Origin of the sequence: Pseudomonas sp. NPDC086566, from assembly GCF_050280885.1 — a bacterium.
In the GTDB taxonomy this organism is placed as follows: Bacteria; Pseudomonadota; Gammaproteobacteria; order Pseudomonadales; family Pseudomonadaceae; genus Aquipseudomonas; species Aquipseudomonas vlassakiae.
Map to the genome: position 1 here is coordinate 562,045 of NZ_JBNNWD010000001.1, position 18,827 is coordinate 580,871.

Annotated in this window: 14 protein-coding genes; 9 read left to right on the top strand and 5 right to left on the bottom strand. The window is 66.1% G+C overall.

Features of this window, described 5'->3' with window-relative positions:
* Window positions 1-27: 27 nt before the first annotated feature.
* Window positions 28-1,338: an MFS transporter gene (locus ACQKPS_RS02755; RefSeq protein ID WP_254479964.1), complete on the top strand. Its 1,311-nt coding sequence runs from the start codon at window positions 28-30 to the stop codon at window positions 1,336-1,338.
* Here the strand turns inward: ACQKPS_RS02755 and ACQKPS_RS02760 are convergent.
* On the bottom strand, window positions 1,323-2,285 hold the full coding sequence (locus tag ACQKPS_RS02760; protein ID WP_254479963.1) for a LysR family transcriptional regulator: 963 nt from the start codon (window positions 2,283-2,285) through the stop codon (window positions 1,323-1,325). The genes ACQKPS_RS02755 and ACQKPS_RS02760 overlap by 16 nt on opposite strands.
* Window positions 2,286-2,433: 148 nt before the next feature.
* Between ACQKPS_RS02760 and ACQKPS_RS02765 the strand changes: the two genes are divergently transcribed.
* On the top strand, window positions 2,434-3,771 hold the full coding sequence (locus ACQKPS_RS02765; RefSeq protein WP_254479962.1) for a DUF1329 domain-containing protein: 1,338 nt from the start codon (window positions 2,434-2,436) through the stop codon (window positions 3,769-3,771).
* A gap of 37 nt (window positions 3,772-3,808) precedes the next feature.
* Here ACQKPS_RS02765 and ACQKPS_RS02770 read toward each other — a convergent pair whose 3' ends face one another.
* On the bottom strand, window positions 3,809-5,767 hold the full coding sequence (locus tag ACQKPS_RS02770; RefSeq protein ID WP_427602576.1) for an alkyl/aryl-sulfatase: 1,959 nt from the start codon (window positions 5,765-5,767) through the stop codon (window positions 3,809-3,811).
* 102 nt (window positions 5,768-5,869) lie between these two features.
* Entirely contained in the window at window positions 5,870-6,769 is a 900-nt protein-coding gene (locus ACQKPS_RS02775) for a LysR family transcriptional regulator (protein ID WP_254479960.1), read from the bottom strand.
* Window positions 6,770-6,836: 67 nt separating this feature from the next.
* Between ACQKPS_RS02775 and ACQKPS_RS02780 the strand changes: the two genes are divergently transcribed.
* The 7 genes from ACQKPS_RS02780 (at window position 6,837) to ACQKPS_RS02810 (ending at window position 16,406) form a co-directional block, all read left to right on the top strand.
* Entirely contained in the window at window positions 6,837-8,108 is a 1,272-nt protein-coding gene (locus tag ACQKPS_RS02780) for a 3-hydroxyacyl-CoA dehydrogenase NAD-binding domain-containing protein (protein WP_427602578.1), read from the top strand.
* Window positions 8,105-9,892, top strand: a complete 1,788-nt coding sequence (locus ACQKPS_RS02785) for an acyl-CoA dehydrogenase C-terminal domain-containing protein (protein ID WP_427602580.1) — start codon at window positions 8,105-8,107, stop codon at window positions 9,890-9,892. Before ACQKPS_RS02780 ends, ACQKPS_RS02785 begins: the two co-directional genes overlap by 4 nt.
* Before the next feature lie 43 nt (window positions 9,893-9,935).
* Window positions 9,936-11,099 carry an iron-containing alcohol dehydrogenase gene (locus ACQKPS_RS02790; RefSeq protein WP_283724271.1) on the top strand — a complete coding sequence of 388 codons (1,164 nt, stop codon included), beginning with the start codon at window positions 9,936-9,938 and terminating at the stop codon, window positions 11,097-11,099.
* Between the two features lies 1 nt (window position 11,100).
* Window positions 11,101-11,535 carry an acyl-CoA thioesterase gene (locus ACQKPS_RS02795; protein WP_254479956.1) on the top strand — a complete coding sequence of 145 codons (435 nt, stop codon included), beginning with the start codon at window positions 11,101-11,103 and terminating at the stop codon, window positions 11,533-11,535.
* 174 nt (window positions 11,536-11,709) lie between these two features.
* Window positions 11,710-13,563, top strand: a complete 1,854-nt coding sequence (locus tag ACQKPS_RS02800) for a DUF1302 domain-containing protein (RefSeq protein ID WP_427602583.1) — start codon at window positions 11,710-11,712, stop codon at window positions 13,561-13,563.
* Window positions 13,564-13,583: 20 nt separating this feature from the next.
* Window positions 13,584-14,903: a serine hydrolase domain-containing protein gene (locus ACQKPS_RS02805; protein ID WP_427602585.1), complete on the top strand. Its 1,320-nt coding sequence runs from the start codon at window positions 13,584-13,586 to the stop codon at window positions 14,901-14,903.
* Window positions 14,904-15,152: 249 nt separating this feature from the next.
* The gene (locus tag ACQKPS_RS02810) at window positions 15,153-16,406 is read left to right on the top strand and encodes a DUF1254 domain-containing protein (RefSeq protein ID WP_427602587.1); all 1,254 of its coding nucleotides are present in this window, start codon (window positions 15,153-15,155) and stop codon (window positions 16,404-16,406) included.
* Between the two features lie 48 nt (window positions 16,407-16,454).
* On the opposite strand, the gene ACQKPS_RS02815 is transcribed toward ACQKPS_RS02810, so the two are convergent.
* Together ACQKPS_RS02815 and ACQKPS_RS02820 are read right to left on the bottom strand one after the other, a co-directional pair.
* The gene (locus ACQKPS_RS02815) at window positions 16,455-17,399 is read right to left on the bottom strand and encodes a PDR/VanB family oxidoreductase (protein ID WP_427602589.1); all 945 of its coding nucleotides are present in this window, start codon (window positions 17,397-17,399) and stop codon (window positions 16,455-16,457) included.
* Window positions 17,396-18,826: an amidohydrolase family protein gene (locus ACQKPS_RS02820; protein WP_427602591.1), complete on the bottom strand. Its 1,431-nt coding sequence runs from the start codon at window positions 18,824-18,826 to the stop codon at window positions 17,396-17,398. The genes ACQKPS_RS02815 and ACQKPS_RS02820 overlap by 4 nt, the downstream gene beginning before the upstream one ends.
* Window position 18,827: the final 1 nt, after the last annotated feature.

Here is an 18,827-nt window from a genome sequence, read left to right on the forward strand (position 1 = left end):
CCCAGAACAATAACAAGAGTACTCGCCATGACTGCGCATTCTTCCCTGCCCAACCCCCGAACTGCCTGGCTGGTGGCCGCGCTGCTGGCGCTGCTGATGCTGGTCAACTTTCTCGACAAAGTGGTGATCGGCCTGGTGGCGGTGCCGATGAGCGCCGAGCTGGGCCTCACGGCCACCGAGTTCGGCCTGATCGGCGGCGCCCTGCATTGGTTCTTCGCCCTCTCCGCCGTGGTCGGTGGCTTCATGGCCAACCGCCGCCCCAGCCGCACCTTGCTGCTGGGCATGGGCCTGTTCTGGGCGCTGATCCAGTTACCGATGCTGTTCGCCACCTCACTGTGGGCCATCGTCGCCTGCCGCGTACTGCTGGGTATCGGTGAGGGGCCGGCCTCGCCGGTCGCCACCCATGCGCTGTACAAGTGGTTCCCCAACGACCGGCGCAACCTGCCGGTGGCGCTGTTGCACGCTGGCAGTGCCATGGGGCTGCTGGTCGCCGGGGCGATGATCCCCTGGGTCAGCCTGCACTACGGCTGGCGGACCAACTTCATCATCCTTGCGCTGATCGGCCTGGTCTGGTGCCTGCTGTGGTGGCGGCTCGGTCAGGAAGGTACCCTCGAACGCCTGCGCGCCAGCCAGCACCCGGCCGAAACAGCAACCGTCCCTTATCGCAGACTGTTGAGCGACCCCAGTGTGCTGGGCAATTACCTGTGCCACTTCGCCGCCAACTGGTCGTTGGCCCTGACCCTGACCTGGGTGCCCAGTTACCTGCAGGTGGGCCTGGGCATCGACCCGCTGCAGACGGGGCGCATCTTCGTCATGTTCGTGGTCGTGACCACGCCGCTGAGCCTGCTGCTGGCCTGGTTGTCCCAGCGCCTCATGCGTCGTGGCCACCCTTCGCGGGTGGCACGCGGCGTGTTCGTCTCCGTGTGCCTGATACTCGGCGGGCTGTTGTCGGCTTCGTTGATACTGCCTGGGCTGAGCACTGCGGTACGGGTTGCGGCGCTGACCTTCAGTGGCGGGCTGGCCTTGGTCATGTATTCGGTTGGCCCGGCGATGCTGGCTGAGTTCACACCGGCAGCCCAGCGCGGTGGCATTCTCGCCATGGGCAACGGCATCGCCTCGCTGGCCGGGTTGGCTGCGCCGGTGGTGACCGGTTTGCTGGTGCAGGGCGCGGGGGCCGAACACCCGGCGGGCTATGCCCAAGGGTTCGTGGTATGCGGCGCAGTGTTGCTGGTGGCCGGGTTGGTCGGCCTGGCGACCTTGAACCCTCAGCGCACACTGTTGCGCTTGCGTGAGGCGGGTGCCGTTACCAGCGGGGCGCGTGCTCAGACCGCCAGCTGAACCCCCAGCACCGACTCGAGCGGCTCGGCCTCCCTACCGATCAGTTCGCCGCGCCAACGGCCACTGTTGACCAGGTCGATGAGCACGCTGCGGACCAGGTCGCGCAGGCAGCCGGCGGCGAACGACAGGGGCTTGTGCCGTGAGTGCGCCAGGGCGATGGTGCGGCTGATACGCGGCTCGACGATACGCCGGGCTGCCGTGGGTTCGAGCAGTTCGCTCAGAGGTGGCCAGTTGCTGATGGTCGCCGCCAGGCCGGCGCGCACCAGGCTGGCGATACCGGGTGCCGATTGCTGTTCATAGGCTGCGCTCAGTGGCACGCCGGCTTCCATGGCAGCTTGCTCGATGCGCCGGCGCAAGTGCAGTGCCCGAGGCGGCAGCACCAGCCGGGTAGCGGTGGCTTCGGCCAGAGTGATGGTGTCGGGGGCGTCCGGCGCTGATGCACCTACCCAGTACAGCGCCTCGGTGAAGATCGGCTCGGCCTCGACATGGTCGAGCTCCTCGGCGTTGGGCACCACACCAAAGTCCACCTTGCCCAGCTCGATGGCCTGGCCGCCTTCGCGGCTGAGGCCGTCCCACACCGTCAGCGACACTCCCGGGAAGCGCTGTTCGGCACGCCTGACGATTTCCGGCAGCAGCAGGTCGGCGGCCGTGGCCGGGATGGAAATGGCCACCTGGCCCTTGGGGTCGCCGCGGCTGGATTTCAGCTCGTCCTTCACCGAATCGAGCTTCTGCACCACCTGGCGGGCGACTTCGTAGAGCTGGCGCCCGGCATCGGTCAGGGCAATGCCGTCGTGCTGGCGGTCGAGCAGCTGCATTTCCAGTTCACTTTCAAGCAGGCTGATCTGCCGGCTCAGCGCCGGCTGGGCGATGTAGGCGCGGCGCGAGGCCGACGAGAAGCTGCCAGCTTCGACAATGGCGATCAGGTAGCGGAGCTGTTTCAGGGTCATTGCAGCGGTTCCAAGGTATGCCGAACTGATATGGCACGTATCCGAACACGTTATTTGTGGGGTTCGAAGCGCGGCTCCTAGTATCACCCCGAAAGGGCGGGCCAGGGCAAGCCTGGCCGCGACAACACAAAAAAAAGAGGCAAACCCGATGAAACCTGCCGACCTGCTGCGCTGCATCCTGCTCATCAACGCCAGCCTCCTGACCCTGCACGTGGGGGCTACGCCAATGCTTGCCGACCTGACGCCGGTGGGCGCCGAACGCGGGGCCAGCAGCGACGGCCGCATTCCGGCCTGGAGCGGTGGCCTGCAAGCGGGGCAGGTGTCGCTGGCGGTCAACGGCACGCCGCTGGATCCCTATGCCGATGAGCAGCCGCTGTATGTGATCACCGCGAGCAACTACACCCAGTACCGGGACCAACTGACGGCGGGGCAGGTGGCCTTGCTCAAGCGCTACCCGCAGTCGTTTCGCCTGCCGGTGTACCCCTCGCACCGCAGTGTCGCGGTGCCGTCCCAAGTGGGTGAGTGGGCGCGGCACAATGCCCTGAGTGCCCGTCTGGTCAACGATGGCAATGGCGTGCAGGGTTTTTCCGGCGTGCTGGCCTTTCCCCGGCCAGACAATGGCTTGCAGGTGTTGTGGAATCACCTTACCCGGCCACGCAACGGCAGTTACAGCCTGGCCTCGGACAGCATTACCCCGCGTGGCGATGGCCGCTACGCCACCATCAGCCTGCAGCAGACCTTCGCCCGCCCCGACGTGCTGCACGATGGCCAGGCGGGCAATGTGCTGTATTACCTGAGCTACCGCATGACCGCGCCGTCGCGCCTGGCAGGTGATGCCGTGGTATTGCACGAAACCCTCGACCAGGTGGCGCAGCCACGCCTGTCGTGGCTGTACAGCAGTAGCCAGCGGCGGGTGCGTCGTGCCCCGGCGCTGGCCTATGACAGCATCACCCCGGGCACGGCCGGCCTGCGCACTGCCGACAGCCGCGACATGTTCAATGGCGCGCCGGACCTGTACCAGTGGACGCTGGTGGGTAAAAAGGCTTTGCACGTGCCCTACAACAGCTATCGCCTGGCATCGCCGCTGCTCGGTTATGCCGCGTTGATCGGCCCGGGCCACGTCAACCCGCAACCCACGCGCTACGAGCTGCATCGGGTGTGGGAAGTGGTGGGTACGCTCAAGCCTGGGGCCAAGCATATCTATGCCAGCCGGCGCTATTACCTGGACGAGGACAGCTGGGCCATCGTCGAGGCGGACTTCTTCGATCACCAGGGCAAGTTGTGGCGCACGGCGCAGGCCCACAGCTACTACCATGTCACCGGGCAGGCGCTGGTCAATGCCATGGAAGCGATCTACGACCTGCGCACTGGCCGCTACCAGCTGTCGGGCCTGACCAATGAACAGCCAAGGCCCTACACCTTCGATGTGCGCACCAGCGCGTCCTACTTTTCACCCGGCGCACTGCGCAGCCAAGGGCTGCGCTGACACTACGTTGCCGGGTGCGTGAGCGGCCACAGGCGGATCAGGGCGTCACGATATTGAAGCGCCCGTCCGCTTCGTCCAGCCCGGCCATGAAGCGCATGAACTTCACCCGCTCGCCACTGATGTCGATATCGCCCACGGTCGCTTCCTTGAGAAAGCCGGTCTGCTTCAGGGCGATGCGGTCCAGGGTGGCCTTGCTCATGCTCACCTCGACATCGGCCTGCCCATGGCGGGTGAGGTCGCGGTGGGTGAGCACGCCGTTGCGCAGGGTCAAGGCGTAGTCTTCGTTCAGGTCGGTGAAATGCCAGTTGATGGTCAGGTCCTGCGCGGCAGCCTTGGCCGCATCCACGCGGACCCCCAGGTAGTCGAAGAACAGCGTCGGGGTCAGGGCGCGTACCAGGTCATCGGCGCTGCCGCCCTTGCTGGCGGCAGGCGCGACACCGTTGCGCAGCTCCTGCGCGCCGGTGAGGTAGGCGTTGCGCCAGGTGGCATTCTCGCTCTGGTAGCCCAATTGCTCCAGGGCGTCGGCCTGCAGCTCGCGCGCCGCACTGTTGTCGGGCTGGGCGAACACCAGGTGGCGGGTGAGCTCCGCGACCCAACGGTAGTCGCCCGTGTCATAGGCCTCACGGGCCAGGGCCAGCACCCGCCCGGCACCGCCCAGGGCCTTGACGTAGTGGGCACCGGCGGCGCTCGGCGGCAGCGGGTTGAGGGTCGCCGGGTTGCCGTCATAGAAGCCCATGTAGCGCTGATACACCGCCCGCACATTGTGGCTGAGCGAGCCATAGTAGTCGCGGCTGTACCATTTGCTGGCCAGCCGTGGCGGCAAGCTGGTCAGTTCTGCGGCAATCTCCGTGGGGCCAAGGCCACGGTTGATCAGGCGCAAGGTCTGGCTGTCGATGAACGCGTACATGTCACGTTGATCGGCCAGGTATTCGCGGATCGCGGCGCCACCCCAGGTCGGCCAGTGGTGCTGTGCGAACACCACCTCGGCCTGCTCGCCATAGCGCAACAGCGACTGGTCCAGGTAGTGCGCCCACACCTTGGCGTCGCGCACCTGGGCACCGCGCAAGGTGAGCACGTTGTGCTGCACGTGGGAGGCGTTTTCGGCCATGCACAGGGCCTTGAACTGGGGCAACCACAGGTTCATCTCGGCGGGTGCTTCGGTACCCGGGGTGAGCTGGAATTCGATATCGACACCGTCGATGCGCAGGGTCTCGAAAGGCTGCTCGATCAGCCGGGTCGGGGCAATCAGGCTGACCGTCGCATTGGCCGGTACACCCTTGCCCAGCCCGGCATCCACCTGGCCGCGTGGCCCGCGTGGCAGCGGTGCGCCATACATGTACTGGGCGCGGCGCTTCATGGCAGGCCCTGCCAGGACGTTTTCGCTGATGGCATGTTCGAAGAACCCCTGCGGGGCAATCACCTGCACCTTGCCGGCCTTGACCTGCGCCTCGTCGATCACCCCGCGCACACCGCCGAAGTGGTCGACGTGCGGGTGGGTGTAGATCACCGCGACCACCGGCCGTTGCGGGCGATGGCGGAAGTACATGGCCAGCCCGGCCCTGGCGGTTTCCACCGACAGCAGCGGGTCCATCACGATCAGGCCATGCTCGCCTTCGATCAGGGTCATGTTGGCCAGGTCCAGGCCACGCACCTGGTAGATGCGGTCGGTGACCTTGAACAGACCGGCAATGCTGTTGAGCTGGGCGATGCGCCACAGGCTCGGGTTGACGGTGGCCGGCGCCTCGCCGTTGAGGAAGGCGTAGCGCTGCAGGTCCCAGACAGCCTTGCCATCGGCGTTGACCACGGGCTGGTCGACGGCCTCGAGCAGCCCGCGGCGGGCATTGTCGAAGTCGCTGCGGTCGGCAAAGGGCAAGCGCTGCAGCCATTGCTGATTGCTCTGGCGGGTGAGTTCGGTGGCGTCCTTGGCCGGCTCCTCGGCCAGCGCCGCTAAGGGCAGGGCCAGGGCCAGCAGGCAGGGCAGTGATCGAAGGCGCATGGGCGGGGTCCTTGTGGTTGCGAGGGCGATCACTCTAAGGACAGAGCTTGCCGACCAACCAATACCACTCTTGCATGGCCACCCATGCCGCAATGCGATGGCTCAGCCGGCGCCAACGTCCATGATGCGTGCCACCAGCCAGGCCAGGGCCGGGTCGTGCTGGCGATGGGCAAGGTACACCAGCTCGAGCTGGAACGGCTGCAGGGCGAAGGGCAGGTCGAATATCTGCAAGGGCAGCAGCCGGGCGAAATGCCGCGCCAGGGCGGTGGGCAGCACCACGCAAAGGTCGGAGCTTGCCGCCAGGTGCGCCGCTTGCAGGTAATTCGGCGTGGTGTAGGCGATGCGCCGGGCCAGGCCCTGTTCGGCCAGCCATTGATCGACCATGCCACGGGTCTGGCCACCGTGCACCCACAGGTGGCGCAGGGCGAGGAACGCCTGCAGGTCGAGCGCGCCGTCCACGTCGGGGTGCCCCTGGCGCACGGCCACGTGCAGGGTTTCGCTGCGCCAGTGGCGCCGTTCGTAACGGGCGGGCACCTCATCGAAGCGGCCCAGCACCAGGTCGAGCTCGCCACGGTCGAGGGCTTCGGCTGGCAGGTTGGGGGCCAGGTGCTGCACGTCCACGCGCAGATGGGGCGCCTGGGTTTGCAAGGTGGCCAGCAGGCCGGGCATGCACAGCTGCTCGGCAAAGTCGGTGAGGGCGATACGCAACTGCCGGTGGCTGAGCCGCGGATCGAAGCTGTCACCGGCGCCGAGGGTCTGCTCGATCTGTTGCAGGGCCGCACGGATCGGGCCTTCAAGGGCCAAGGCCCGTGGCGTGGGGCGCATCTGCCGGCCGACGCGCACCAGCAGGGGGTCGCCCAGCAGGTCGCGCAGGCGCGCCAGGGCATTGCTCACGGTCGGCTGGGTCAGGGCCAGGCGCTCGGCAGCACGGGATACGTTCTGTTCACGCAGCAGCATGTCCAGCACGCGCAGCAGGTTCAGATCGAAGTTGGCGATATTCATGTGAAAAATACATGGGATGGAAAATGACAATTTCAAAAATAGTAGGCGCCTGACTAGGGTGAGGCAAATGCCTTCTCAACCTCCATCAGGAGCGTCACCCGTGAGTACTCCCTACACCCTTCAGCAGGCGGCGGTGATCGGCGCCGGCACCATGGGCCGCGGCATCGTCATCAGCCTGGCCCGAGCAGGCCTTGCGGTGCTGTGGCTGGATAACGACCCCAGCGCCACCCAAGCCGGCCTGGCAATGCTCGCGCAGACCTGGGCACAGCAGGTGGCCAAGGGGCGTATCGACCAGGCCGAGGCCGATGCCTGCCTGGCGCGGGTACGCCAGGTCACCGCCTTTGACGACCTCGCGCAGGTGGACCTGGTGATCGAAGCGGTGTACGAGAACCTGGCGCTCAAGCAGGAGATCTTCCGCACGCTGGATCGTACGCTCAAGGCCGACGCCATCCTGGCCAGCAATACATCGGCCCTGGACATCGACGCCATCGCTGCCGTGACCCGGCGGCCAGAACAGGTGCTGGGGCTGCATTTCTTCAGCCCGGCCCATGTCATGAAGTTGCTGGAAGTCGTGCGCGGTGAGCGCACCTCGCCCGCCGTGCTCGATGCCGCGCAGGCCCTCGGCCAGCGCATGGGCAAGGAAGTGGTGGTGGCCGGCAACTGCCCAGGTTTCATTGGCAACCGCATGCTCGCCAGCTACGTGGCCGAGGCGCGCAAGCTGCTGCTCGAAGGCGCAACGCCACGCCAGGTGGATGAGGCATTGCAGGCGTTCGGCATGGCCATGGGCCCGTTTCGCATGTATGACGTGATCGGCATCGACCTGGAGTGGCGAGCGCGCCAGCTGGCCGGCAAGGGCATGGAGGCACCGCTGGCCCAGGTCGACAACGCCCTGTGCGCGCAAGGGCGGTTCGGGCAGAAAAGTGGCCAGGGCTACTACCGTTACGCCCCGGGTAGCCGGGAGGCCGAGCATGACCCTGCGGTCGATGCATTGGTGCTCAAGGTCGCCCAGGACCTGGGCATGCACCGGCGCCCGATCGACGACGAAGAAATCCGCGAGCGCTGCCTGCTGGCGTTGGTCAACGAGGGCGCCAGGATTCTGGAGGAGTCGGTAGCCAGCAGCAGCGCCGACATCGACCGGGTCTACCTGCATGGCTATGGCTTCCCGGCAGCCGTCGGCGGGCCGATGCGCTGGGCCGACCAGCAGGGCCTGAGCCTGGTGCTGGCGCGGCTCGAGCGCCTGCAAGGGTTGTTCGGCGAACACTGGCGGCCAGCCGGGCTGCTGGTGCACCTGGTGGCGGCTGGCAAGCAGCTGGCGGACGTACGCGAGGGCCGCGCATGAACTACCGGGCCCCCCTGCGTGACATGCACTTCGTGCTGCACGAAGTGTTCGATGTGACAGCGCATTGTGCCCGCCTGGGCAATGAACTGGACCGTGAAACCATCGATGGCATCCTTGAACAAGGTGCCCGTTTTGCCGGCGAAGTGGTTGCTCCGCTCAATCGCCAGGGTGACGAACAAGGCTGCCGCCTGGAGCAAGGCAGCGTGCGCACGCCCGATGGCTTCCCCGAGGCCTACCGGCACTATGTGGAGCAGGGTTGGGGGGGCATGACCGGCCCGGTGGAGCACGATGGCCAGGGCTTGCCGCAAATGGTCGCGGCCTGTTTTCACGAAATGCTGATGGGTGCGTCGCTGTCGTTTCGCATCTATTCCGGCCTGACCGAGGGCGCCGTGCTGGCCTTGCACCGGCATGGCAGCGCGGCGCTCAAGCGCGACTACCTGAGCAAGCTGGTGAGCGGCGAATGGGCCGGCACCATGTGCCTGACCGAGCCGCAGGCCGGCACCGACCTTGCGCTGCTGCGCACCCGCGCCGAGCCGCAGGGCGATGGCAGCTACCGCATCAGCGGCAGCAAGATCTTCATCAGCGGCGGCGACCAGGACCTGACCGCTAACATCGTCCATCTGGTGCTGGCGCGCCTGCCGGATGCGCCGGCCGGGGTGCGTGGCATCAGCCTGTTCCTGGTGCCCAAGTTCGAATGTGGCGATGACGGTGGCCTGGGGGCGCGCAACGCCGTCGCCTGCGGCGCGCTGGAGCACAAGATGGGTATCAAGGGGGCGGCGACCTGCGTGATGAACTTCGACGGCGCCCGCGGCTGGCTGGTGGGGGAGGCCAACCAGGGCCTGGCCTGCATGTTCACCATGATGAACGATGCACGCTTCCAGGTCGGCTTGCAGGGGCTGGGCATTGCCGAGGCGGCGTTCCAGGGTGGCCTGGCCTATGCCCGCGAGCGCCTGCAGTCGCGCAGCCTGGCCGGGCCGGTGGCGCCTGAGCGCGCGGCCGACCCGATCATCTGCCACCCGGATGTGCGGCGCATGTTGCTGACCCAGAAAACCCTCAGCGAAGGCTGCCGGATGCTGGCGGCGTTTGCCGCCCAGGCGCTGGACCTTGAGCATGGCGCCGCACAGCCTGAGGAGCGGGCGTCTGCCGGGCGCAGGGCGGCTTTGCTGATCCCCATCGTCAAGGCGTTTCTCACCGATGTCGGCCAGGAGGCCGCCAGCCTGGGTGTGCAGCTCTATGGCGGGCACGGCTACATCCGCGAATGGGGCATGGAGCAACTGATGCGCGACAGCCGGATCACCCAGCTGTACGAGGGCACCAACGGTATCCAGGCACTGGACCTGATTCGCCGCAAGGTGCTGGGCGATGGCGGCGAGCAGTTGCGCCTGCTGATCGATGAGCTGCTCGATGCGGCCGGCAACTGCCGCGCCGAGGCGCTGGCCGGGATGGCCCAGGCGGTTGCCCAGCGCCTGCAGGAATGGCGAAACCTGAGTGCCGAGGTCATCGACGCCTGCCGCTGTGACCCGCAGGAGATCGGCGCGGTGTCGGTGGATTTTCTCGCTTACTCGGGTTACGTGGTGCTGGCCACCCTGTGGCTGCGGGCTGCCGAAACTGCCAGTGCGGCATTGGCCGCGGGCAGCCAGGACAATGCCTTCTACCAGGCGAAGATACAGGCCGCGACGTTCTACTGGCGGCGGCTGCTGCCGCGCGCCACTGCCCACTGCGAGGCCTTGCGCGGCGGCGCACAGTGCCTGATGAGCCTTGATCAGGCGCACTTCGCGTTCTGACCTTGCGCTGTCGTTCACTCACAAGAACAAGAGGATCACCCCCATGCAGCCCTTCAGTTTTGCCACCACACCCCATCTGCTGTGCGAAACCGGCGCCGTTGGCCGCCTGGCGCAGCTGTGCCAGCAACGTGGCGTGCGCCGCGTGCTGATCGTGACCGACCCGGGCATCGTCAACCTGGGCATGCTCGATGATGTATTACCAGGCTTTACTCAGGCGCACCTGAGCGTGGCGATCTTCAGCGAAGTCAGCGCCGACCCCAGCCACGCCTGCGTGCTCTCCGCGGTCGGGCGGGCGCGCTATATCGGTGCGGAGTTGATTGTCGGTTTCGGTGGCGGCAGCTCGATGGACGTTGCCAAACTGGTGGCGCTGCTGGCACACCCGGGCTGTGACCAGCCGCTGGAGGCGGTCTACGGCATCGACCAGGCCAGGGGCCAGCGCCTGCCGCTGATCCAGGTGCCGACCACCGCCGGGACCGGCTCGGAGGTCACCCCGGTCGCGGTGATCACCACGGGCGAGGCGGCCAAGATGGCGGTGATCTCCCCGCTGCTGTTGCCCGACCTGGCACTGCTCGACGCCGAGCGGACCTTGGGCCTGCCACCGGCAATCACGGCGGCCACCGGTATCGATGCCATGGTCCATGCCATCGAGGCCACCACCAGCAAGTTCAAACGCAACCCGCTGTCGAGCCTGTTGGCCCGCGAAGCGTTGACGCTGCTGGCCGGCAACCTTGACCAGGCGGTGCACAACGGTGGCAACCTGGCGGCGCGCCAGGCCATGTTGCTCGGTGCCTGCCTGGCCGGGCAGGCTTTCGCCAACGCGCCGGTGGCGGCAGTGCACGCACTGGCCTACCCGTTGGGGGCGCGCTACCACGTGCCGCACGGGCTGGCCAATGCCTTGGTGCTTCCCCATGTGATGCGATTCAACCGGCGCGAGGCCTTTGCCGATTATGCGGCGCTGGCGCCAGCCCTGCTGGGTGAGCGCTTGGTGCCTGGTGACCCCCATCAGCTGTGCAGCCAATTCATCGATGAGCTGGAACAGCTGGCACCACGCTGCGGCCTGCCCAGCCGTTTGCGTGATGTCGGCGTGCCGCGCAACAGCCTGCCGCTGTTGGCCGAGGACGCCCTGCAACAGCAACGGTTGCTGGTCAACAACCCGCGCAAGGTGAGCCTCGCCGATGCCCTGGCCCTCTACCAGGCGGCGTTCTGAAATGGCCAGGGAGCGCCCGCTGCGCGGCGCCTACCGCCACTTCCAGGCGATCACCACGCGCTGGCACGACAACGACCTGTATGGGCATGTGAACAATGTCGTCTATTACGGCTTTTTCGACAGCGCCGTGAATACCTGGTTGATCGAGCAGGCCGGCCTGGATGTCCACCGCGACCCGGTAGTGGCCTACGTGGCAGGGTCTGCCTGCGACTATTTCGCCGCCGTGGCCTTCCCGCAACGCATCGAGGTGGGCATTGCCGTGGCGCGGCTGGGTAACAGTTCGGTGCAATACGCCTTGGCCGTGTTCGTCGAGGGCGAACCTGAAGCGTGCGCGGCCGGCCGATTCACTCATGTATTCGTCGACCGCAGCAGCGGTCGCCCGGTTGCCATGCCGGCCAGGCTGCGCAGCGCTTATGAGCGCTTGCTGTCGGCTTGACGGTGCAACCCCGCGCCATAACGAATCGGCATGGCGTTGATCTGAAGACGCTATTTGTGAGGGCCGGCAAACCTGCCTGATACTCCTCGTCACCGACACCGCCGGCCTGGGCGGCCGGCGCGTCCGCGCTGAACCCATCATTTCCCTCTCTAATAAAACCATAAGAGGTTAAGAGTGAGCGCAACCCTTCTTTTCTGCCGGCGCCGCGCGCCGCTGGCGGCTGCGTGCTGCCTGCTTGCCACCCCCGTTGCGGGCGTGCAGTTCGACGTTGGGTCGTTGCAGGGTCGTTTCGACTCGGCCCTGTCGTTCGGTACCGCCGTGAGTACCGCCAACCCCGACAAACAGCAGTTGCAGGCGGCCAACGGCAACGATGGGCGGCGCAACTACCGTGCAGGCGACGTGTTTTCGGCGGTGTTCAAGGGCACCCATGACCTGGAGCTGCGCCGCGACAACGTCGGCGTGTTCCTGCGTGGCAGCTACTGGTATGACACCGCGCAGCGCGACCACAGCCAGCGGGCCGTCGATATCGATGACCACAACCGTCAGGTCTCGGCGAAAACGGCTGGCGCCGAGCTGCTCGATGCCTTTGCCTATGCCCTCTACGATATCGACGGTGAGCCCGGTTCGCTGCGCCTGGGCAAGCAGGTGGTCAATTGGGGCGAAAGCCTGTTCATCCAGGGTGGGCTGAATGTGGTCAACCCGTTCAACCAGGCCGCGCTGCGGCGTCCTGGTTCGGAGGTGAAAGACGCCCTGGCGCCGGTCAACCTGCTGTATGTCACGCAGAACCTCAACCAGGCGTTGTCGTTCGACGCGTTCTATCAGCTGGACTGGGAGCAGACCCGGCTGGACAACTGCGCAACGTTCTTTTCCGGCAACGACTTCATGCCTGAGGGCTGTACGGGCCTCGATGTCGGCGGGCAGATGGTGACCAACCCGGCGGTTGCGCAGGCGCTGGCCCCATTCGATGTGATGCTGACGGAGGAGGGCGTGCGCGTGCCCCGGGGGGCGGACCAGGATGCGCGCAACAGTGGCCAATGGGGCTTGTCGATGCACTGGTACGTCGAACCGCTGGATACCGAATTCGGCGTGTTCGCCGCCAATTACCACAGCCGCTTCCCCTACGTGGGGACCGTCAGCAGCCGCTACTACGCCAATACCGGCTTCGCCAGGCAGCTGTGCGGCAACGTCGGCGTGGCGCCGGCCAACTGCGGCGCTTTTCTGGCGTCCAGCAACGGGCAGACCCTTGCCGGTGCACTGCGCATGGGGACATCGCAGTACCGAGCGCAATACCCCGAAGATATCCGCATGTATGGGGTCACCTTCGCCACTACCTTGCGTAACGGTACCGCTGTGCAAGGTGAGCTGAGTTACCGCCCGAACATGCCGGTGCAACTCAATGGCAACGATATATTGCAATCGTTGCTCAATGCGCCCGGACGCAGCCCGCTGAACGCCGATGGCCTGCGCCCTGCGACCGACAACACGCCATTCGACGGCTACCGGCGCAAGGAGGTGACCCAGGCCCAGGTGTCGGCGGTGCAAACCTTCGGCCAGGTCATGGGCGCCAACCAGTTGGTGCTGATGGGCGAGGCAGGGGCGACCTATGTCGGCGGGCTGGAGGGGCGCTTCGGCCCACGCTACGGTCGCTCCGGTGCCTACGGCAACGGTGAACTGGCTGACAACAGCCTGTGCCAGGCGATCTCGAAAAGCCCAGGTGACTGCAATGGCGAAGGCTTCGTGACGCCGTTTTCGTGGGGGTACCGGCTGCGTGCAACGTGGAGCTACCCGACCCTTATTCCGGGCCTCGATATTCGCCCGAACCTCGGCTGGGCCCATGACGTGAAGGGTTACTCACCCGCAGACGGCTCGGCGTTCAATGAAGGCTCGCGTTCGATCAGCCTGGGCGTGGACCTCAGCCTGGCCAGCCAGTACTGGGCAAGCCTGGCCTATACCGACTACCTCGATGGCGACTACGGCACCCGCGGTGACCGTGACTATGTGGCGTTCAGCGTGGGCGCCAATTTCTGATGCAACCAAGGAGCAGGACCATGACCAAGCGCACTCTGCAGCACCCAACGCCCAACCTGCCTGGCCTTGCCCTGATGCTGGCAGGGGCGTTGACTCCGGCCCTGGCGGTAGCGGCATCGCCCGGTCAGGGTGTGATGCAAGGCTTTCCTCCAGCGCCGGAGTCACGTGTGACCCAGGCCAATGCCTTTCAGCCACCGTACCTGCGCTGGTCGATGCGCCATGCCCGCGAGGTGTCGCCGACCCGTGCCATCGGCCGTGCGGCTCAACCACTGGCCTTGACCGAAGGCAGCGGGGCGGCGCTCGACCAGGTGACCTTCAGTACTGGCGAGCGTCCGTTGACACTGGCCGATTACCTGCAGCAGACCAGCACCGACGGGCTGATCGTGCTGCACCGCGGCAAAGTGGTGTACGAGCGCTATCTTGAAGGTTTCCAACCTGGCCAGCCGCATATCTGGGCCTCGATGACCAAGTCGGTCACCGGCCTGATTGCTGCCCAGCTGATCGCCGAGGGGGCGTTGGACCCGCAGCGCACGCTGGCGCATTACGTGCCGGAACTGAGCGGCACGCCGTTTGGCGAGGCGACCGTGCAGGCCAACCTCGACATGCAGGTGGCGGTGCAATACCCGGCACAGATGCCGCCGGACCTCGGCCTGTTTGCCGCCACCGGGTTGATTCCGCGGGCTGAGGGCATGCCCGGGGATATCTACAGTTTCCTGCTGCAGGTGCAGCAGGCGCCGAACCCGGGCAGCCCCGCACCGTTCTTCTACCAGAACGGCTCGCCGGAAGCGCTGGCCTGGGCATTGCGGCGCATTACCGGGCTGAACTGGGCGCAACTGGTCGAGCAGCGCTTGTGGTCACGTTTCGCCGAGGAGGATGCCTACGTGCAGGTCGACCCCCTTGGCACCGAGATGGCCAGTGGCGGCATTAGTTGCAACCTGCGCGACACCGCTCGCTTCGCCGAGCTGGTGCGCCGCGAACTGGCCCGCGAGGCCAAGGGCGACAGCTTCAACCAGGCGGTGCACAGCACCTTCCAGCCTGCGGACCCGGCGGTCTTTGCCCAAGGCAACCTCGGCCCCGTCCGCCCTGGCTACGGCTACCGCAATTACTGGTTCCAGAAGAACGACGGCGATGGCTCGGTCGAAGCGAGCGGGCGCTTCGGGCAGAAAATCTACATCAACCCCCGCCGCGAACTGGTGATCGTCAAGCTGTCGGCCACTGTCGATCAGGCCCGGCGCGGTACGCGAGCCGACGAGCAAGTGAAGGCCCCTGCGCGCGTCGTGGACTCGCCGATCACCTTCAACAGCATGGTGAGCGCGGTGCTGGCGGCCCTGCCGGGTTGAGGTGGAGGGGGGCTCGCCATCTCAAACCGATATCCCCCCATTGCTGTTTGATCCTGGTCACGCCTTCAAGGCTGTGAATACCCTTCGAGACCCACCCTGAAAAAGGCCAGAAAAATGACCGCTCGTGGACGAAGATCGCTTCTGCTGTTGCTGACCTGCCTGGTCCTGTTGCTCACATGCGCCTGGCGAATCTCAGAGCAGGTTCGCGCTACCGTACAGGCCTATTTGTTCAGCTACCCGCTGGTACTCATGGAACTGACCAAACAACACCAGGTGGCCCTCGGCACCAGCCGCATCAACGCCTTTCGCCACAGCAAGCGCTTCCCGGATGCCAGTTTCAACAGCATCGTTTCACCCAATGTGGATACGCTCTACAGCATTGCCCACCTGGACCTGCAAGGGCAGCCCTTGGTGATGACCATTCCCGACACTCGCGGGCGCTACTTCATGATGCCGATCATGGATGCCTGGTCCAACGTCGTGGCCAGCCCTGGCACACGGACCCTGGGTTCGGGCGCACAGACACTGTTGATTGTCGGGCCCGACTGGCAGGGACAAACTCCGCAGGGTATGCAACTGATCCGGGTGCCGACCCGGATGGGCTGGATCATCGGGCGAATCAAGACTCACGGGCCAAGCGATTACGAGCAGGTGCACAGGCTGCAGGACCAGTTCGTCCTCACGCCGCTGGATTCACGATTCGGGCACAAGGCATACCAGGCGATAGCCATTCCTGAACTAGATACCCACACTGCCCCAGACCGGCAACTGGCAGGCTGGAGCAGCGATAGCTTCTTCACTCGCGCGTGCCGGTTGCTGCGCGACAACCCCGGCAGAAGCGATGACGCGGCGATACTCAGGCGCATCCGTGAGGCCGGGCTGCTTGCGCAGGACTGCAGTACGCCTCAGTCTCCACTGCAACGCCTGGGCAGCGAAATAGGTTACCGCCTGGCTGTTCGCAAGCTCGGTGAAAGCCAGCAACTGCTGGCCGAGCGCAAGACCTACAACGGCTGGAACATTGGCTACGGCCTGGGTGAGTACGGTGTTCGCTACGGGCAACGGGCCATGGTTGCCAAGATCGGTTTCGGCGCCAATACCGCTGATGATGCGATCTACCCGAACCTGCACCAGGACAGCGACGGCCGGCCGCTCAATGGCGCGCGACGCTACATCCTTCACTTCCCGGCCGAGCAGTTGCCGCCCGTGAAGGGTTTTTGGTCATTGACCCTGTACAACGACCGGCAGGCGCTTTCGGCAAACGAGCTTGACCGCTATGCCTTGGGCGACCGTGACCCGCTGCAGTTCAACCGCGACGGTTCGTTGGACCTCTATATCCAGCATGAACGCCCAGTCGACCCGCAGCACGTTGCCAACTGGCTTCCGGCACCAGCAGACGGGTTCAATCTGTTCCTTCGCTTGTACTGGCCAGAGCCTCAGGTGCTGGACGGGCGCTGGTTACCGCCCCCGATTGAAGTCGCTGAGTCGACAGTCGGCGAGGGCTAGCGACGCGCCGGTTCCACAGGGTACGCGGAGCGCCCAGCATGTCCTGGTTCAGGCGTCGAGCACCAGGCGAGCGCTGCGAGCCCCCGAGACGCACGGTGCGATCCATTCCCCACTGTTGCGCTGCGACTCGCTGAGGCAGTCGTCACGATGCAACGGCTCACCCTCGACGACCCGACACACGCAGGCACCGCAGATGCCCATGCCGCAGGAAACAGGTAGCTCCACCCCGGCTCGCGCGGCAGCCTGCACCAGGCTTTCGGCGGCGCGAAGCTGAACCTCAAGGCCACTGCGCTGCAGCACCAGAACACAGTCGCCATCAGCCTGGACTGGCACTTCGACAGGCCTGAAGTGTTCGCGGTGCAGTGCTGTGGCAGGCCAGCCGAGGGCCAGGGCGGTCTGTTCGACACCGGTCATGAAGCCGGCTGGCCCACAGCAATACACGCTGGCACCAGGCTGCCAGGCGGGCAGGTGCTCAGCCAGGTACGCCTGGATCTGGGCAGCGCGCAGGCCCGGGAACACTTCAAGTTGCGGCCCTTTACGCGGGACAAGCGGGGCGTTGTGCAAGTGGCGGGTGAAATATAGCAGGCGCACCGCGCGGCCCTGTTGCTGGCATTGCCGGTACATCGGCAACAACGGCGTAATGCCGATGCCTGCGGCCAGTAACGTCACCGGGCCGCTGCCTGGCTGCAGGGCAAACAGGTTGCGCGGCTTGCCGACTTCGACGCAGGCGCCCAGGCGCAGCTGCTCATGCAGCCATTGCGAACCGCCCCGCGAAGCGGGCTTTCGTTTGATCGCCAGGTTCAGGTGGCCGTCTTCAGGCAGGCTGATCACCGAATACTGGCGGACCAGGCCGTTGCCCAGGCGCAGATCGACGTGGGCGCCGGCAGCCCAGCTGAAGGGCAGCGGACCGCCACCGGCAACGCCCAGCTCGATACCCAGCACATCTTCGGCTTCCAGGCGCAGGGCGCGCACCTGCAGGGGAACCCAGCTCATGACCTTACCCCCGCCGCCCGTTGCAGGCGAACCACGGCTTCGCGGGCCTGGTGGCCCAGTTCGACGAGGTCGATGCCGGGCAGCGTGTCGTTTTCCACCCGCAACCGGCCGCCTACCAGCAATGCACGCAAGGTCGGCCGCCCGCCACCCACCACTGGCGCGATCCCCATATCATGCATACCAAAGTAGCGGGGCTGGTCGAGCCGGTAGAGCGCCAGGTCGGCCGCCATGCCGACTTGCACGGTACCCAGCGCTTCGAGCCCCAGCACCTGGGCGCCGCCAGCCGTGCCCCAGCGCACCACGTCTTCAACGCTGGCAGACTGCGCGCCGCCTTCGCCTGTGCCACCGGCGTAGCCGGGCAAGGCCCGCTCGCCACCCTTGGCGCGCTGCATCAACCAGGCGGCATGGGTTTCGCTGATCATGTCGCAGGCTTCGTTGGATGCCGCCCCGTCCACCCCCATCGAAATCGGTACGCCGGCCGCTTCCAGGGCGACGATATCGGCGATGCCACTGCCCAACCGGGCATTGCTCTGCGGGCAGTGGGCGATACCGGTGCCGGTTGCGCCCAGCAGCTGGATCTCCTCGCGACCGAGCTTGACGAGGTGAGCGAACCAGACGTCGCTCCCAAGCCACTCGTGTTCGGCGCAGAAGGCCACGGGCGAGCATCGATGACGGCGCTGGACTTCGTTCTGGTACTCCACCGTTTCGCTCAGGTGGCTGTGCAGGCGGATGCCCAGCTTGCGAGCGGTGCGGGCGGTTTCCCGCAGGTGTTCGGGTGGCATCGAATAGGGCGGACTGGTCGGCGCCATCACCACGCGGCGCCAGGCATCGGCGGCGCTGTCGTGGTAGGTGCGGACCAGGCGTTCGACGTCGTCCAGGTATTGCTCAAGGGTCTCCGGCCCTGCGCTCGTCGGCCCCTCGGCCTGGCGCACCTGGGTTGCGCCGCCGCGACACAGCACGAAGCGCAGGCCCAGCCGCTGGGCTTCCTCGAACAGGATCTGTGCGCTGTCGAACGCCATGCCCGGCAGGTACAGGTAATGATGGTCGGCGACCGTGCTGCAGCCGGAGCGGGCCAATTCCACCAGGCCGATGCGCGCGGCCAGGCGCAAGCTGTGCTCGTCGAACAGCCCGCGGTAACGATAGGGCACAGCGCCCAGCCAGGCCCCGAGGTTTTGATCAATGCCTGCCGGGATGCCCTTGAGCAGCGACTGGAACAGGTGGTGATGGGTGTTCACCCAGCCCGGGTAGACGACGCAGTCGGTGGCATCGAGCACCTGCTCGCCGGGTTTTGGTTGCAAGGCGCCAAGGGCCGCGATGCGCCCGTCGGTGATGCGAATATCGGGCCCGGCATGGCGCGCTGCGGCGCCACGCAGGCCGGTGAGAATGGCGCTGGCGTTACGGATCAGCCAGCTGTCTGGATGTTTCATC

Bases quoted from the DNA above. Each gene is read 5' to 3' on its own strand.
- ACQKPS_RS02805 (WP_427602585.1), top strand. From the start codon at position 13,584: ATGACCAAGCGCACTCTGCAGCACCCAACGCCCAACCTGCCTGGCCTT.
- ACQKPS_RS02775 (WP_254479960.1), bottom strand. From the start codon at position 6,769: ATGAATATCGCCAACTTCGATCTGAACCTGCTGCGCGTGCTGGACATG.
- ACQKPS_RS02780 (WP_427602578.1), top strand. From the start codon at position 6,837: ATGCCTTCTCAACCTCCATCAGGAGCGTCACCCGTGAGTACTCCCTAC.
- ACQKPS_RS02820 (WP_427602591.1), bottom strand. From the start codon at position 18,826: ATGAAACATCCAGACAGCTGGCTGATCCGTAACGCCAGCGCCATTCTC.
- ACQKPS_RS02760 (WP_254479963.1), bottom strand. From the start codon at position 2,285: ATGACCCTGAAACAGCTCCGCTACCTGATCGCCATTGTCGAAGCTGGC.
- ACQKPS_RS02770 (WP_427602576.1), bottom strand. From the start codon at position 5,767: ATGCGCCTTCGATCACTGCCCTGCCTGCTGGCCCTGGCCCTGCCCTTA.
- ACQKPS_RS02795 (WP_254479956.1), top strand. From the start codon at position 11,101: ATGGCCAGGGAGCGCCCGCTGCGCGGCGCCTACCGCCACTTCCAGGCG.
- ACQKPS_RS02765 (WP_254479962.1), top strand. From the start codon at position 2,434: ATGAAACCTGCCGACCTGCTGCGCTGCATCCTGCTCATCAACGCCAGC.
- ACQKPS_RS02755 (WP_254479964.1), top strand. From the start codon at position 28: ATGACTGCGCATTCTTCCCTGCCCAACCCCCGAACTGCCTGGCTGGTG.
- ACQKPS_RS02785 (WP_427602580.1), top strand. From the start codon at position 8,105: ATGAACTACCGGGCCCCCCTGCGTGACATGCACTTCGTGCTGCACGAA.
- ACQKPS_RS02815 (WP_427602589.1), bottom strand. From the start codon at position 17,399: ATGAGCTGGGTTCCCCTGCAGGTGCGCGCCCTGCGCCTGGAAGCCGAA.
- ACQKPS_RS02790 (WP_283724271.1), top strand. From the start codon at position 9,936: ATGCAGCCCTTCAGTTTTGCCACCACACCCCATCTGCTGTGCGAAACC.
- ACQKPS_RS02810 (WP_427602587.1), top strand. From the start codon at position 15,153: ATGGAACTGACCAAACAACACCAGGTGGCCCTCGGCACCAGCCGCATC.